This is a genomic window from Rhodanobacter sp. 7MK24, assembly GCF_014842995.1.
In the GTDB taxonomy this organism is placed as follows: Bacteria; Pseudomonadota; Gammaproteobacteria; order Xanthomonadales; family Rhodanobacteraceae; genus Rhodanobacter_A.
This window is the reverse complement of the sequence record NZ_JACYXL010000017.1, coordinates 35,904-50,614: the sequence shown is the minus strand read 5'-3', so window position 1 is coordinate 50,614 and position 14,711 is coordinate 35,904. Positions and strand designations below refer to the sequence as shown.

General features: G+C 63.7%; 12 protein-coding genes and 1 pseudogene. 1 reads left to right on the top strand and 12 read right to left on the bottom strand.

Annotated features, from left to right (window positions below; translation table 11 throughout):
- The 5 genes and pseudogenes from IHE49_RS18700 to acnD all read right to left on the bottom strand — a co-directional run.
- Positions 1-139, bottom strand: a pseudogene (locus tag IHE49_RS18700) (OmpA family protein); the annotation flags it as partial.
- A 184-nt stretch (positions 140-323) separates the two neighbouring features.
- A complete protein-coding gene (locus IHE49_RS18045) occupies positions 324-1,775 on the bottom strand; it encodes a bifunctional 2-methylcitrate dehydratase/aconitate hydratase (protein ID WP_192160551.1) in 1,452 nt (483 codons plus the stop codon).
- Positions 1,776-1,908: 133 nt separating this feature from the next.
- Positions 1,909-3,093 carry a 2-methylaconitate cis-trans isomerase PrpF gene (gene prpF, locus IHE49_RS18040; RefSeq protein WP_192160543.1) on the bottom strand — a complete coding sequence of 395 codons (1,185 nt, stop codon included), beginning with the start codon at positions 3,091-3,093 and terminating at the stop codon, positions 1,909-1,911.
- 29 nt (positions 3,094-3,122) lie between these two features.
- Positions 3,123-3,668 carry a 2'-5' RNA ligase family protein gene (locus IHE49_RS18695; protein ID WP_343227604.1) on the bottom strand — a complete coding sequence of 182 codons (546 nt, stop codon included), beginning with the start codon at positions 3,666-3,668 and terminating at the stop codon, positions 3,123-3,125.
- A gap of 35 nt (positions 3,669-3,703) precedes the next feature.
- Positions 3,704-6,298 (bottom strand): Fe/S-dependent 2-methylisocitrate dehydratase AcnD, encoded by a 2,595-nt coding sequence (gene acnD, locus IHE49_RS18030; RefSeq protein WP_192160539.1) that lies wholly within the window; start codon positions 6,296-6,298, stop codon positions 3,704-3,706.
- Positions 6,299-6,875: 577 nt separating this feature from the next.
- On the opposite strand from acnD, the gene IHE49_RS18025 reads away from it, so the two are divergent.
- A complete protein-coding gene (locus tag IHE49_RS18025) occupies positions 6,876-7,544 on the top strand; it encodes a TerC family protein (protein WP_192160537.1) in 669 nt (222 codons plus the stop codon).
- A gap of 93 nt (positions 7,545-7,637) precedes the next feature.
- Here IHE49_RS18025 and IHE49_RS18020 read toward each other — a convergent pair whose 3' ends face one another.
- The 7 genes from IHE49_RS18020 to prpB form a co-directional block, all read right to left on the bottom strand.
- Positions 7,638-9,017 (bottom strand): OmpH family outer membrane protein, encoded by a 1,380-nt coding sequence (locus IHE49_RS18020; RefSeq protein ID WP_192160535.1) that lies wholly within the window; start codon positions 9,015-9,017, stop codon positions 7,638-7,640.
- Between the two features lie 70 nt (positions 9,018-9,087).
- Complete coding sequence (locus tag IHE49_RS18015) at positions 9,088-9,927, bottom strand: hypothetical protein (protein ID WP_192160533.1); 840 nt, start codon at positions 9,925-9,927, stop codon at positions 9,088-9,090.
- A gap of 10 nt (positions 9,928-9,937) precedes the next feature.
- Positions 9,938-10,627, bottom strand: a complete 690-nt coding sequence (locus IHE49_RS18010; RefSeq protein WP_192160531.1) for a C39 family peptidase — start codon at positions 10,625-10,627, stop codon at positions 9,938-9,940.
- Complete coding sequence (locus IHE49_RS18550) at positions 10,624-11,010, bottom strand: hypothetical protein (RefSeq protein ID WP_225578555.1); 387 nt, start codon at positions 11,008-11,010, stop codon at positions 10,624-10,626. Before IHE49_RS18550 ends, IHE49_RS18010 begins: the two co-directional genes overlap by 4 nt.
- A gap of 123 nt (positions 11,011-11,133) precedes the next feature.
- On the bottom strand, positions 11,134-12,102 hold the full coding sequence (locus IHE49_RS18000) for a hypothetical protein (protein ID WP_192160529.1): 969 nt from the start codon (positions 12,100-12,102) through the stop codon (positions 11,134-11,136).
- A gap of 430 nt (positions 12,103-12,532) precedes the next feature.
- Complete coding sequence (gene prpC / locus IHE49_RS17995; protein WP_192160527.1) at positions 12,533-13,678, bottom strand: 2-methylcitrate synthase; 1,146 nt, start codon at positions 13,676-13,678, stop codon at positions 12,533-12,535.
- Between the two features lie 138 nt (positions 13,679-13,816).
- Complete coding sequence (gene prpB, locus IHE49_RS17990) at positions 13,817-14,701, bottom strand: methylisocitrate lyase (protein WP_192160525.1); 885 nt, start codon at positions 14,699-14,701, stop codon at positions 13,817-13,819.
- Positions 14,702-14,711: the final 10 nt, after the last annotated feature.

Below are 14,711 nucleotides of genomic sequence, written 5' to 3'. Positions count from 1 at the left end.
GGTCATCGAAGCCATTCGGCCACGCCGGAGCCGCGGTGCTGTCGCTGCTGCCCGTGGTTGCTGCGTTGTCCTGCGCATGAACGGCACCTACGCCGCCCAACGCCAGCGCAACCATGAAATAAAGGCCCTTGTGCTTCATCCAGTCTCTCCCTTTTCGGTATTTGAAATCGCACCGCTTTTCGGATGCGGCAGCGCTTGCACGAACCCAGCCGATGACGCGTATTTACGCAAAACTAACATATTCGGTTCGTCGTGACAATTTGCAACACCAGACTCCCCAGGCCATCACGAGCATGGCGACTAGATTTGCCACCACGGCGCATTCAAAGCGTGAACATGTCCAGGAACTGCTGGATCGGCATCCCCTCAAGCTCCGCGGGATTGCCTGTGGCCTCAAGAATGACCTTGACCTTGTTTGCCGGCAGATGGCCGCGCATGGCTGCCTCGAACTTCTTCAGCAATACGGGGATACCTTCCGCGCGACGCGTGCGGTGGCCGATCGGACAATCGATGGATATTTTCTCCGTACTGCCACCGCCCTTGAAGAACACTTGCACGGAGTTGCCGATGTAGCGCTTCTCCGGGTCGAAATAGTCCCTGGTGAACTGCGGATTCTCGCTGACCACCATCGTCTCGCGCAGCATGTCGATGCGTGGGTCGGAAGCGATGTCATCGCTGTAGTCGGCAGCGGTAAGGCGACCGAAGATCAGCGGCACCGCAACCATGTACTGGATGCAGTGGTCACGATCGGCGTAGTTTGCCAGCGGGCCGGTTTTGTCGATGATGCGCATGCCCGCTTCCTGGGTCTCGATCACCACCTTCTCGATCTGCTCGATCCTGCCGGCGACCTCGCCATGCAGCTTCATTGCGCACTCCACCGCGGTCTGCGCGTGGAACTCGGCCGGGAAGCTGATCTTGAACAGCACGTTCTCCATCACATAGCTGCCGAACGGGCGCTCGAACTGGAATGCCTTGCCCCCGAAAGCGACGTCGTAATAGCCCCAGGTCTTGGCGCTCAATGCCGACGGGTAGCCGAGCACGCCACGGTACACGGCGTTGATGGCGTGGATCATGGCTCGACGGCACGCATCTCCTGCCGCCCAGCTTTTGCGCGGACCGGTGTTGGGGGCGTGGCGGTAGGTCCGCAGCGAGCCGTTGTCGATCCAGCTGTGCGAGATGGCGGTGACGATCTGTTCCTTGTCGCCACCCAACATATGCGTGGCTACGGCAGTGGACGCCAGACGCACCAGGATCACGTGGTCCTGACCCACGCGGTTGAAGCTGTTCTTCAGCGCGTAACAGCCCTGGATCTCGTGCGCCTTGATGGCATAACCCAGCACGTCGCGCACCGTCAGCGCATGACCGCCTTCACGCTCCGCCTTGCGACCCAGCCAGTCGGCCGCGGCCAGAATCGCACCGAGGTTGTCCGACGGGTGGCCCCATTCGGCAGCCAGCCAGGTGTCGTTGAAATCCAGCCAGCGGATCTGCGTGCCGATCGCGAACGCTGCCTGCGCCGGATCCAGCTCGTAGCTGGTGCCGGGCACGCGCGCACCACCGGGCAGCGTGGCACCTGGCACCAGCGGCCCCAGGTGCTTGACGCATTCGGGGAATTTCATCGCCATCATCGCGGTGGCCAGCGAATCCAGCAGCATGTAGCGCGCGGTGTCATAGGCCTCCTCCGACTCGATCCGGTAGTCGGCCACGTAATTGGCGATATCAACCATCGGCTGATCAGGATCTGGGCGAACAGCGGAGCGGATGTCATGCACACTCATGGGTGTCACCTCCAGAGCAACGAGGAACCTGCCGCCGCGCAATGAGGTTCCACCCTGCAGCCTGACGCAAGACCTTCTCGAAGCTGCCTGCCGGTGCCCCCAGGATGAATGGAGGCCAGCCCCTGCCAATGACTCAACCCGCGGGCACGCGCACCCAGCCTTCCATCAACACGCGCGCGCTTCGGCTCATGATCGCCTTGGTGACAGTCCATGTGCCGTCAATGAGCGCCGCCTCGGCGCCTACCCGCAACGTCCCCGACGGATGGCCGAAACGCACTGCCTGGCGCTCACCACCGCCAGCCGCGAGGTTCACCAGCGTGCCCGGAATCGCCGCCGCAGTGCCGATGGCCACTGCCGCCGTACCCATCATGGCGTGATGGAGCTTGCCCATCGACATGGCGCGCACGAGCAGGTCGACGTCACCGGCCTTCACGGGCTTGCCGCTTGAAGCGACGTAGTCGACCGGCGCGGCGACGAAAGCCACCTTGGGCGTGTGCTGGCGCGTGGCGATCTCGTCCAGCGATGCGATCAGGCCCATGCGCAGCGCACCATGTGCGCGGATGGTCTCGAACATCGCCAGCGCCTTCGCATCACCGTTGATGGCGTCCTGCAGTTCCGTGCCGGTGTAGCCGATCGCGGCGGCCTCGACGAAGATCGTGGGAATGCCGGCGTTGATCATGGTCGCCTTGAGCGTGCCGACGCCCGGCACCTCCAGATCGTCCACCAGCTTGCCGGTCGGGAACATCGCCCCGCCCGCGCCATCTTCCTCGGCGGCCGGGTCCATGAATTCCAGCTGCACTTCGGCGGCGGGGAACGTCACGCCGTCCAGCTCGAAATCACCGGTTTCCTGCACCTCGCCGTTGGTCATCGGCACGTGCGCGATGATGGTCTTGCCGATGTTCGCCTGCCAGATGCGCACGATGGCGACGCCGTCGTGCGGCACGCATGCAGGATCGACCAGGCCGCCGGCGATGGCGAACGGGCCGACCGCCGCGGACAGGTTGCCGCAGTTGCCGCTCCAGTCGACGAAGGCCTTATCGATCGCCACCTGGCCGAACAGGTAATCCACGTCGTGGTCCGGTCGACTGCTTTTGGACACGATCACCGTCTTGCTGGTGCTGGAGGTGGCGCCGCCCATGCCGTCGATCTGCTTGCCGTAGGGATCGGGGCTGCCGATCACCCGCAGCAGAAGCGCATCGCGCGCGGCGCCCGGCGCCCGTGCCGCTTCGGGCAAGTCCTCAAGACGGAAGAACACGCCCTTGCTGGTACCGCCGCGCATATAGGTGGCGGGAATGCGGATTTGTGCAGCATGCGACATGGGAATCTCCGGAAGTGTTCGCCGCCGCCTCAAAACAAGCCGGGTTGCGTGGCGGGTGGATCAATTTCAGGCAGCAATGGCCAGCGGCCGATGATGTCGTAGCGGTATGGATCGCCGCCACCGATGGCGAGGCACAACGCGTCGATGGTCCACGCGACGGGCGGTTCGAGCACGATCTTGTCCAGCGTATCGCGCGCGCAATAGCTCAAGGTCATGTGCGGCGTCACGCCGGTGGCGATGCGATCGAATCCAGCGTCGCAAAGGCGGCCACGAACCTCCTGCAACAAGGCGGCAAACGCTTTCGGCACGCCACGCGCGCGCATTGTCCAATGGATCCGGCCTGGCATGTCGCCCGATCCATCGATGCGGTTGAAATGCAGCGTGCACGCGGATGCGGAAACGGCCGAGCCAACCTGCAGCAGCGCAGCGCGTTCTTCCTCGGTCGGCGAAAAAATGCGCTCGGAAAACGACTGATGCCAATTCGCCGGTGCAAACAGGGCGCTTCGCAGATGTTTGTCCACCCCAAGCCGCGCCAGCCGAACGAGCGTGTCATCCACCCATGCCGGCGGAGGCATGGCCAAGAAGAACAAACGCGGCCCCGCAATCCGACTCATGCCGCCGCGTTCGATGCGAGAAAGTCTTGCGCGAAGCGTTGCAGCACGCCGCCGGCCTCATAGATCGAGACTTCCTCGTCGGAGTCGAGGCGGCAGCGCACCGGGACCTCGAAAGTCTCACCGTTGCGCCGGTGCACGACGAGGCTGAGCACGCCGCCCGGCGTCGGTTGGCCAACGACGTCGAAGATCTCGGTGCCGTCGATGCCCAGCGTCGTGCGGTTCGTGCCCGGCTTGAACTCGAGCGGCAGCACGCCCATCCCAATCAGGTTCGTGCGGTGGATCCGCTCGAACCCTTCGGCGACGATCGCCTCGACGCCCGCGAGCCGCACGCCCTTCGCCGCCCAGTCGCGCGACGAGCCCTGGCCGTAGTCGGCGCCGGCGATCACGATCAGCGGCTGCTTGCGATCCATGTACGTCTCGATCGCCTCCCACATCCGCATGACCTTGCCCTCCGGCTCGACACGCGCGAGCGAGCCCTTCTTCACCGCGCCGTCGACAACTGCCATCTCGTTGATGAGCGTCGGGTTCGCGAAAGTCGCGCGCTGCGCGGTCAGGTGGTCTCCCCGGTGTGTCGCATACGAGTTGAAGTCTTCTTCCGGCAAGCCCATCTTCGTCAGGTATTCGCCGGCCGCGCTGTTCGCGAGGATCGCGTTCGACGGCGACAGGTGATCGGTCGTGATGTTGTCGCCGAGCACCGCAAGCGGACGCATGCCCTTCAGTGTGCGCTCACCGGCCAGCGCACCCTCCCAGTACGGCGGACGACGGATGTACGTGCTCTGCGCCCGCCAGTCGTACAGCGGCGCCGCGCGCTCGCCCGCGCCGGCGGGGCGCGCGAACATCGGTTCGTAGACCCTGCGGAACTGTTCGGGCTTCACGCTAGTCGCGACGATCGCATCGATCTCCTCGTCGGTCGGCCAGATGTCCTTCAGCGTGACCGGCTTGCCGTCCTGGTCGTGACCGAGCACATCCTTCTCGATGTCGAAGCGGATCGTACCGGCGATCGCATACGCGACGACGAGCGGCGGCGATGCGAGAAACGCCTGCTTCGCATACGGATGGATGCGGCCGTCGAAGTTGCGGTTGCCGGACAGCACGGCTGTCGCGTACAGGTCGCGCTCGACGATCTCCTGTTGAATCTTCGGGTCGAGCGCACCCGACATCCCGTTGCAGGTCGTGCACGCGAACGCGACGATGCCGAAGCCGAGCTTCTCGAGTTCGGGCAGCAGGTTCGCTTCTTCCAGATATAGCCGGACCGCCTTCGAGCCAGGCGCGAGCGAGCTCTTCACCCACGGCTTGCGCACGAGGCCCTTCGCATTCGCGTTGCGCGCGAGCAGGCCAGCCGCGATCACGTTGCGCGGGTTGCTGGTGTTCGTGCAGCTGGTGATCGCCGCGATGATCACCGCGCCGTCGGGCATCTCGCCCGCTTTCTCTTCCCACTGGCCGGCGATCCCTCGCGCGGCGAGATCGGACGTCGGCAGCCGCTTGTGCGGGTTCGATGGGCCAGCCATGTTGCGCACGACGCTCGACAGGTCGAACGTCAGCGTGCGCTCGTATTGCGCGTTGCTCAGCGTATCGGCCCACAGGCCGGCCGCCTTCGCGTAGGTCTCGACCAGTTTCACCTGCTCGTCGCTGCGGCCCGTGAGGCGCAGGTAGTCGGTCGTCTGGCCGTCGATGAAGAACATCGCAGCCGTTGCACCGTATTCGGGCGCCATGTTCGAGATCGTCGCGCGATCGCCGAGCGTGAGGCTCGCCGCACCTTCACCGCGGAATTCCAGGTAAGCGCCGACCACCTTTTCCTTGCGCAGAAATTCGGTGAGCGCCAGCACGATGTCGGTGGCGGTGATGCCGGGCTGGCGCCTGCCGGTGAGCTCGACGCCGACGATGTCCGGCAGGCGCATCCACGACGCGCGGCCGAGCATCACGTTCTCGGCTTCCAGGCCACCGACGCCGATGGCAATCACACCGAGCGCGTCTACGTGCGGCGTGTGGCTGTCGGTGCCCACGCAGGTATCCGGATACGCGACACCATCCTGCACCTGGATCACCGGCGACATCTTCTCCAGGTTGATCTGGTGCATGATGCCGTTACCCGGCGGGATCACGTCGACGTTCTCGAATGCCTTCTTGGTCCACTCGATGAAGTGGAAGCGATCCTCGTTGCGGCGATCCTCGATCGCGCGGTTCTTGGCGAACGCGTCCGGGTCGAAGCCGCCGCACTCCACCGCCAACGAATGGTCGACGATCAGCTGCACCGGCACCACGGGATTCACCTTGGCCGGGTCGCCGCCGCGGTCGGCGATCGCATCGCGCAAGCCGGCCAGGTCGACCAGGGCCGTCTGGCCGAGGATGTCATGGCACACCACGCGCGCCGGGAACCATGGGAAATCGCGATCGCGCCTGCGCTCGATGATCTGCTTGAGCGACTCGGCGAGGATCGCCGGATCGCAACGGCGCACCAGGTTTTCGGCGAGCACGCGCGAGGTATACGGCAGGGTGTCGTAGGCGCCCGGCTGGATCGCCTCCACGGCGGCGCGCGCATCGAAGTAATCCAGCGACGTGCCGGGAAGGGATTGACGGTAGACAGTATTCATAGGAATTCAGGAACCCTGGGGAGAAACGCCCGACTGACGTGTTTACCGTACATTTTAGCGGGTGGAGGCCTCTTCCTTAAGAGCCTGCTCACGATCTCCCCGCAGCCAGCGTTGCTTCGCCGTGGCTGTCAGACGGTAGTACGTGGCGCAGCACCCGCCTGACAGACAGATCAAGCCGCGCGCTGCCGCATGGCGGCCACGGCAACGCACCCGAAGAGTCGGGTCTGTTTGCCTGCATGGCGTCATCGCTCCGTCATGGACAGGCGTCCACTTCTTCGTTCCTCCTTGGCGTGCGCGCAAACAGCTCCCGGCGCAGGCCATGGGGAGATCGTGAGCAGCCTCCAAAGGTTATGGTTTGACGGCCATGCATGACGGCATCGACAATGGATGCGTACTGATCCCAAAAGGGAGTAGTTCCGGACACCGTTTCTTCGGGTGTCCTTGCAGCGGTCGTCATCACGAGCGGAGCACCGCTCCGGTCGCTGCAGCGGCTCTGCCGCGAACGAGACTTTTGCAGTCATGACGGACCGCGCGTGTCCGTCGTCACTGCATTTGTCCTACGCGCAGGAACCGACACATGGCACCCACCAGCTTCCTCTCCGGCCTGATGGCCATCGTCCTGCTCGACCTGGTTCTGGCCGGCGACAACGCCATCGTGATCGCACTGGCCGCTCGCAACCTGCCAGGAACGCTGCGGAAGCGTGCGGTGCTCTGGGGTACGGTCGGTGCCGTGGCGGTGCGCATCGTGCTCAGCGCCTTGCTGATCTGGCTGCTGAGATTGCCTGGCTTGATGCTGCTGGGCGGCGTACTGCTGTTGCCGATCGCCTGGAAATTGCTGAAGCAGAACGACGCTGCGCATGAAGTTTCCGCCGCTGACGGTTTCTGGTCGGCGCTGCGTACCATCATCGTCGCCGACGCGCTGATGGGCGTGGACAATGTGCTGGCGATCGCCGGCGCATCGCACGGCAACCTGCCTCTGCTCACGCTGGGCCTGCTGATCAGCGTGCCCCTGGTGGTATGGGGCTCGACCCTGATCCTCAGGCTGATCGAGCGCTTCCCAGTCATCGTCTACCTAGGCGCCGGCACGATCACCTGGACGGCTGTCCGCATGATCGCGCACGACCATCTGCTGCATGAGCTCTTCGATGCGCACCACGGCCTGACGCACGCGCTTGGGTTGCTGGTGGCCGTGTGCGTCTGCGCCGTCGGATGGTGGCGGCGACACCGGCGACCGCCGGTCGACTGAGACCGCCATGTCCGACGCACGACAATCGCCCTCCTCGTCCAACGGCCTTAGGCACAGACGGTCATGGCGGGTCGGGTGACTTCGGGTCACAAATCAAAATGTCATCGGCACACGCACCGTCACCAGCACGTCGGGCGTGTCGTGGGTGACGCCAGCGGCCAGCGTGAAGTTGACCGTGCGGGTCGGACTCAGTCGATAAGCGCCGCCGATCAGCAACTGCCCCAGCCAGACCTTGGTCGAGCCGGGCACCGTCTGGCCCATCTCCTTGGTGACACCGATGATGCTCTGGTCGTAACCGATGCTGAGCGTGGCCTTGTCGTTCAGGGCGAAACCCATGCCAAGGCTCGCGTCGCCGACATTGCCGACTCTCACAGTGCCCAGGTATTGCCTGCCTAGCACCAGGTCTTCCCACACGCCGTGCCGCTCGAAGTTGTACAGGTAGCTCAGGTTGCCGAAGAACACCACCGGGTCGGAGGGCAGCAGCCAGGTCATGCCGGGCTGTGCGGAATAGAAGCCGGAACCGGTGGGCAGTTGCAGCGGAAGTCCGGTACCGGTGACGTTCTCCACGCAACGCGTCACGCAGTCGGTGGTCACGTCGAACGGATCCGTGCCGGTGCGCGACTTGAAGCGGAACCACCCGATGAAATACGGCTTGTCCGCGCCGCCGTCGTTGAACTGGTAGCGCGCGGTGGCCTCGATATCGCCCAGACCGCTGCCACTCGAACTCAGCACGTTGTTGGTCGCCGTCCCTGTGAAGATCTCACGACTGACGATGTTGCTGCCCGTCCACACGTAAGGCACGCGCAATTCCAGCTCGAGGCGATTGGTGATGCCATAGCGTGCGGTGAGCGTGGTCGTCTGAGTGGTGGTCCGCACGGTACGTACGTCGATGAGACCGATAAGGATGGCCGGAATGACGGTGTAACCGACCAGATCGACCTGGCTGGCGGAGGAATAGCCGAACTGGTAGGAGGGCTCGATGACAAGCTTGCCCTTGGGAGTCAGCACGCCCGGCTGATTGGAGATCGGCGCGACTTCCGGCGGACGGGCGTCCTTCGGCGGCGCCACCCCGACCGGCTGCTGTGCGGCAGCGACCGACTGCATGGCATCAGGCGCCGGCATCGGCTCGGTCGATGCACTGGTGCCAGAGGCACCCAGGTTGCCGCCACGCTGCTGCTCCAGCTCCTGCACGCCTACTGCGTGACGCAAGGCCCGGTAATCGGACTGCTGCTGCGCGAGCTCCTTGCGCATCGCCCCCAGTTGCACCAACTGCGCATCGATCTGCTGGCGCAGCGCATTGATGCGTTCGTCCTGCTCCTGCAACTGCTTGCGTATCGCCGCGGAAGATGCCGATGCGTCGCCGGATGCCGGAGTGGCTGGTGCCGGCCCCTCTTGTGCCCCAGCCCAGCCGCCGAGGAAAAGGAATCCGGCACAACCCGCCGAACACACCCATCGCGACCTTTTGCGATCCATGTCAGCTCCTTGCGAAACCGAGATGTAGGAGATTGGTGCCCACCGCAGGAGTTGGCATCTGAGCGGGCGCTCAATGCCCGAGCGACAGCATCTGTGCCGACTGCAGGGTGCTCTGCAGATTCATGTTGCGCAGGATCTGCAAGGTATTCAGCGAAATGTTGAGCGTGGTGAGCGTGCGGATGGACTGGTTGTTCAACGAATTCTGGATGACCGTCGCCAGGCCGCCGTTCAATCCAGGCAGGGAGACTGTCGCTACGCCATTCGATGCGCCCGCGTTCGTTGACGATATGCTGGCCAGCGGCACCGAAGACGCCTGCGTCACCGAAACCGGAGTGTTCGTGTTACCCGATGCACCTTGAACCGAGGTGGTCGCAACAGCCCCCTGTCCCGTTGCAACAGCACCCTGTCCCGTCGAAGCCGGCGAGCTGCCTGATGCACCCTGGCCCAGCATCGTCGCGACATCGTCGCGCACCGCCGCGGACGAGTCGGCACTGTTGCCCGGCCCGTTCTGGACCACCACATTGAGGTTGCTGAGCGCGGTTGCCAAGGCCACTGCCTGCTGCTGGGTGATCTGGGCGATGTCCGGGATATTGATGTCGGTGGAGGTCACCAGCTTGCCGTTGATGTAGGTGACCTGTTCGATACCGAGTGACGCCTGCAGGTCGTTGCCTAGATCGAAACCACCGCGTACCGAGTCGAGCCCCGCGTCGTCCACCGGCGCGCCGAAGTCGGAGCCGCCCTCCCGCCGGTCGGCAGGTGCCACGCTCTGGCTCGCATTCGCGTCGGCCGGGAGCAGCGCCCTGGCGTCCGGATCCGCGGGCGCCGTCCCTGTCATCGCATGCACGATCCCTGTGCCACCGAACAGGCACAGCGGCAATGTGATGCGTACCGCGCGCAAGAGCTTTTTCATTTCGATCACCTCAGTACTGGCCAGGCCCGAACTTGGGCATGGTGAGGTAGTACAGCGGGCGCCGATCGACGCCTGCCGTCAGCGGCGCGTACGGTGCGGCCTTCCAATCGTCGACCGTGTTGAACTGGGCAAAATCGCGCCGGTTATAGATGACGAACAGCAATTTGTTCTTCCACAGCTGGTCGAAGCGATCGCGTGGAATCGTGCGTGTGCCCAAGGCGGGATCGCCGATCAGCACGCGTCCGTAGGCCAGCCCCTTGATCACCACGAAGTGGTGGTACTTCTTCTCTTCGATCAGCACGATTGCCGGGAGGTGCTCCTCCTGCAGCTTTTCCAGCGACGCGTGGAAGCCGTCGGCCTGGAAACCGTTGGCCGCCAGAAAACGCTTGATGTCCAGCAGCGAGAACCCTTCCTTGTTGATCTTGGCGCGGTCGCCATGTACGTACATCTGCTCGAAGGCGGTCTGCTCACTGACCGGATAGCCGTACTGATAGGTCAGCAAGGTCGCCACGGCCGCGGAGCCGCAGCTGAAATCGTATTTCTGCCGGATGGTGTTCCTGAATTTGGCTTCCTTGAGCGTGGTCAGATGCAGCACAACGGCCTGTTGCGAGCTGTTGTTGATCAGTGCCGATGCGGCCTGCAGGCTGACGGGATTCGCCACGGCAGCCAGGATCGCCAGCACTGGCAGCCACCTCTTCATGGCTTGAACTGCACGTTGACGATGACGCCGTTCTGGATCAGCACGTTGTTGCCGGTGTTCTGGATGACCGTCGGCAAACCCGTTGCGCCGCTGAACGAATTGGCGCTGATCACATTCGATCCGGTGTTCACCTTCGTCGCGCTGTTGTTCGACACCGTGCCGCTGAGGTTCTGGTTGTTGCGAACGCTGGTACCGCCGCTGTAGCGATCCAGCGTCTCGGCACTCACTGCCTGCCCCAATCCGCCGACATAGACGGGAGGCGACGTCGCGGCTGTTTGCGGTTGCTGGCCAGCGTGATTCGGCGCGGTCGCAGCCACCGTCCACGCGGGCGTTCCCGCAAGCCCCAGCAGCAACGCTCCAAGCGAAGCTCTCATCAAAGGCATGACACCGCTCCTCAAGCGCTCTGCGCGTCGAAAACGACGCAAGTGCCGATCGCCCACGGCGATCGGCCAACACCAGCGACACGATGGGGCGATGCGCGCCCCATCGTGTCGGGTGATCGTCGCTCAGTGACCTACGCTCAGGTTGGCCTGGACAGTCACGCCTTGCTGGATCAACGACGCCGCACCGCTGTTCTGGGCGATCGTCGTGATGCCCGCCGCGCCCTCCGCGGCGTTGTTCATGCTGTTAGCCATGTCGAAGGAGCCAGCATCCGCGGCAGCCGTACCGCCATTGCCACCGTTGCCGGCCGCACCGCCACTGCCGTTGCCGCCCGTGCTCATGCCACCGGCGCCACCGGCGCCACCGTGGCCGCCAGCACTCGCGGCGTAGCCGCTGGAGCCGCCCATCGACGAGCTGTCGCCGCTGGTCGAAGTCGCCGCACCGGCCTTGTTGCTGCCGCCATCCGCACTACCGGCACCGCCCTTGGCGCCGTCTGTCCCGGCGTGATTGTCGGCATTGGCCGTGGCATTGCCGCCAGCGCCCCAGCCATTGGCGCCAAACGCGCCACTACCGGCTGCCGAATCGCCGCTGCTCGAACCTGAGCCGCCTGCGAAGCCGCTGTGCGCGGAGGAATTCCCACCGTCGCCGCCCGATCCGCCGTTGGCATTGCCGCCACGGCCGCCACTGCCGCTGCCACCATTGCCGCCGCGTGCACCATTCGCGTTGCCGAGGTTATCGGCGCTGTTGCCGATACCGAATACCTTGACGTTGCTCACGGCTCCTTCAAGATCGGTGTTGGCAACCGCGATGCTCTTGTTGAATGCATCGCTGACCGAAGCGCTGGCCATTCCACCGTTGTCCGCCGCCGCCGTTCCGAAACCGGAACTTTGGACATCGCTCAGGCTCAGGTTCTTGGTGACGGTCTTGGTGTTGGTGCTCGAGTTGGTGTTGGTATTGCCCGAATGATTGACCGAGCTGTTGTTGTGCTCGTTCGACGAGTTGTTGTTGTGCTGGTTGGAATTGTTGTTAGCCATGGCCGGGAGGGCTAGTCCCAAGCCAAGCGCCAGTGCCGTGAAAAGAAGTGTCTTGCGCATATGGATTTCTCCCGGAATGCCGAATTGACCCCCTGCTTTTTTGCATTGCTTGTTCAGCAAGCTTTCATGACTGGCAAACTGCATGCCAGCCGCCAGGCACCCGGCAATCCGAAAACAAAGCCCTACCAATCAATCAATTGGAGAAAGGCTTTCCGCCTCGCCCCCGCATAATGGGGGCGTAACGGATTCCGGGTGATGCATTTCTGATACACCCTTCTCGGCCGCTCCCGATTCGAGCCGGCCATCACATGCCAATTACAATTAAATATCAATTAGTTACACGAAAATCGATCAATTATTCAAGACTGTATCGTTGCTGTTACAACCACCACGGCTGCGAAACACCCGCTAAAGGCCGGCTTTCGCATCTCCCAAAGGAAAGGGGCCTTGCGGCCCCTTTCCTTATTATTTGCGTTGGTCTACCGGCGCATCAGCGCTTGTCGATTGGCATGTAGGCCAGGTCTTCCGGGCCGGTGTAATTGGCGCTGGGGCGGATGATCTTGCCGTCCTCGCGTTGCTCGATCACGTGTGCACTCCAGCCGGAGGTGCGTGCGATCACGAACAACGGCGTGAACATCGCCGTGGGCACGCCCATCATGTGGTAGGCGCTGGCCGAGTACCAATCGAGGTTGGGGAACATCTTCTTGATTTCCCACATCACCTTCTCGATGCGCTCGGACACGTCAAACAAGGTCGGGTTGCCGCCTTCGGTGCAGAGCTTGCGCGAGATTTCCTTGATGATCACGTTGCGCGGATCGGACACCGTGTACACCGGATGGCCGAAGCCGATCACGATTTCCTTGCGCTCGACGCGGGCGCGGATGTCGGCCTCCGCATCGCTGGCGTTGCGATAGCGCGCGATGATCTCCATCGCCACTTCGTTCGCGCCGCCGTGCTTGGGGCCGCGCAGCGCGCCGATGGCGCCGGTGATGGCGGAATACATGTCCGAACCGGTACCTGCGATCACGCGGGCGGTGAAGGTGCTGGCGTTGAATTCATGCTCCGCGTAAAGCACCAGCGACTTGTCCAGCGCGTTCGCATGCAGTTCGCTGGGTGCCTTGCCGTGCAGCACGTGCAGGAAGTGCGCGGCGATCGTCTCGTCGTCGGTCTGAGTCTCTACCCGCTTGCCGTTGTGGCTGAAGTGGTACCAGTACAGCAGCATGGAGCCGAAGCTGGCCATCAGGCGATCGGCGATGTCGCGCGCGCCGGTGACGTTGTGGTCGTCCTTCTCCGGCAGCACCGTGCCCAGTGCCGAGCAGCCGGTGCGCATCACGTCCATCGGATGGGTGGCGGCGGGCAACAGTTCCAGTGCTGCCTTCACCGGCGCCGGCAGGCCGCGCAGGCGCTTGAGCTTGGCCCTGTAGTTCTGCAGCTCCGTCCAGTTCGGCAACACGCCGTGCACCAGCAGATAGGCCACTTCCTCGAAGCAGCCCTTGGTGGCCAGGTCGTGGATGTCGTAGCCGCGGTAGTGCAGGTCGTTGCCGCTGCGGCCCACCGTGCACAGCGCGGTGTTGCCGGCGGCTACGCCGGACAGCGCCACGGACTTCTTGGCCTTGGGAAGGACTTGCTCGCTCATCGGGTGTCTCCTGTGATGCAGGGAAGTTCGAACGGTGAAACGAAATTTCTGTAGAAGCGCACCCTGTGCGCGATTGCCTCACGCTTCGATCAAGGCAAAAGACAGTCGCGCACAGGGTGCGCTCCTACATGGTTGGCGTCAGCCCTTCTGGGCGAACAGCGCGTCGAGCTTGTCTTCGTAGGTGTGGTAGCCCAGGAAGTCGTACAACTCCTCGCGCGTCTGCAAGGTGTCGATGATGTTCTTCTGGGTGCCCTCGCGGCGCACCGTCTCGTAGAAATTCAGCGCGGCCTTGTTCATGGCGCGGTAGGCGCCGCAGCAGTACAGCGCGATGTCCACGTTGGCATCTTTGAGTTCCGCTGTGGTGAAGAACGGCGTGGAGCCAAACTCGGTAAGGTTGGCGAGGATGGGCACCTTTACCGCGGCCTTGAACTTCCGGTAATCGTCCAGCGTCTTCATCGCTTCGGGAAAGATCATGTCAGCGCCAGCCTCGACGTAGGCGCAGGCGCGGTCGATGGCGGCATCGATGCCCTCCACTGCCGCGGCGTCCGTACGTGCCATCAGCACGAAGCCCGCATCGGTCTTCGCATCCACCGCAGCCTTCACGCGATCGACCATCTCGCCCTTCGATACCACTTCCTTGCCGGGACGATGGCCACAACGCTTCTGGCCGACCTGATCCTCCATGTGCACCGCAGCGACGCCGATGCGCTCGAAGTTGCGAATGGTGCGCGCGATGTTGAAGGCGCCGCCCCAGCCGGTGTCGATGTCCACCAGCAACGGCAATCCGGTGGCGTCCACGATGCGGCGCGCGTCGGTAAGCACGTCTTCCATGGTGGAGATGCCGAGGTCGGGCATGCCCAGCGAGTTGGCGGCCACGCCGCCACCGGAGAGGTACAACGCCTTGTAGCCGACACGCTTGGCCATCAGGCCGGCATAGGCGGTGATGGCGCCCATGACCTGCAGCGGGGAGTCGGCGGCGAGCGCGGCGCGGAAGCGGGCGCCTGCGGTGGCTGATTGAGTCATATGGCCTCCG

Coding starts and splice junctions, on each gene's coding strand:
- IHE49_RS18045 (WP_192160551.1), bottom strand. CDS start 1,775: ATGAGTGTGCATGACATCCGCTCCGCTGTTCGCCCAGATCCTGATCAG.
- prpF (WP_192160543.1), bottom strand. CDS start 3,093: ATGTCGCATGCTGCACAAATCCGCATTCCCGCCACCTATATGCGCGGC.
- IHE49_RS18695 (WP_343227604.1), bottom strand. CDS start 3,668: ATGCCTCCGCCGGCATGGGTGGATGACACGCTCGTTCGGCTGGCGCGG.
- acnD (WP_192160539.1), bottom strand. CDS start 6,298: ATGAATACTGTCTACCGTCAATCCCTTCCCGGCACGTCGCTGGATTAC.
- IHE49_RS18025 (WP_192160537.1), top strand. CDS start 6,876: ATGGCACCCACCAGCTTCCTCTCCGGCCTGATGGCCATCGTCCTGCTC.
- IHE49_RS18020 (WP_192160535.1), bottom strand. CDS start 9,017: ATGGATCGCAAAAGGTCGCGATGGGTGTGTTCGGCGGGTTGTGCCGGA.
- IHE49_RS18015 (WP_192160533.1), bottom strand. CDS start 9,927: ATGAAAAAGCTCTTGCGCGCGGTACGCATCACATTGCCGCTGTGCCTG.
- IHE49_RS18010 (WP_192160531.1), bottom strand. CDS start 10,627: ATGAAGAGGTGGCTGCCAGTGCTGGCGATCCTGGCTGCCGTGGCGAAT.
- IHE49_RS18550 (WP_225578555.1), bottom strand. CDS start 11,010: ATGCCTTTGATGAGAGCTTCGCTTGGAGCGTTGCTGCTGGGGCTTGCG.
- IHE49_RS18000 (WP_192160529.1), bottom strand. CDS start 12,102: ATGCGCAAGACACTTCTTTTCACGGCACTGGCGCTTGGCTTGGGACTA.
- prpC (WP_192160527.1), bottom strand. CDS start 13,678: ATGAGCGAGCAAGTCCTTCCCAAGGCCAAGAAGTCCGTGGCGCTGTCC.
- prpB (WP_192160525.1), bottom strand. CDS start 14,701: ATGACTCAATCAGCCACCGCAGGCGCCCGCTTCCGCGCCGCGCTCGCC.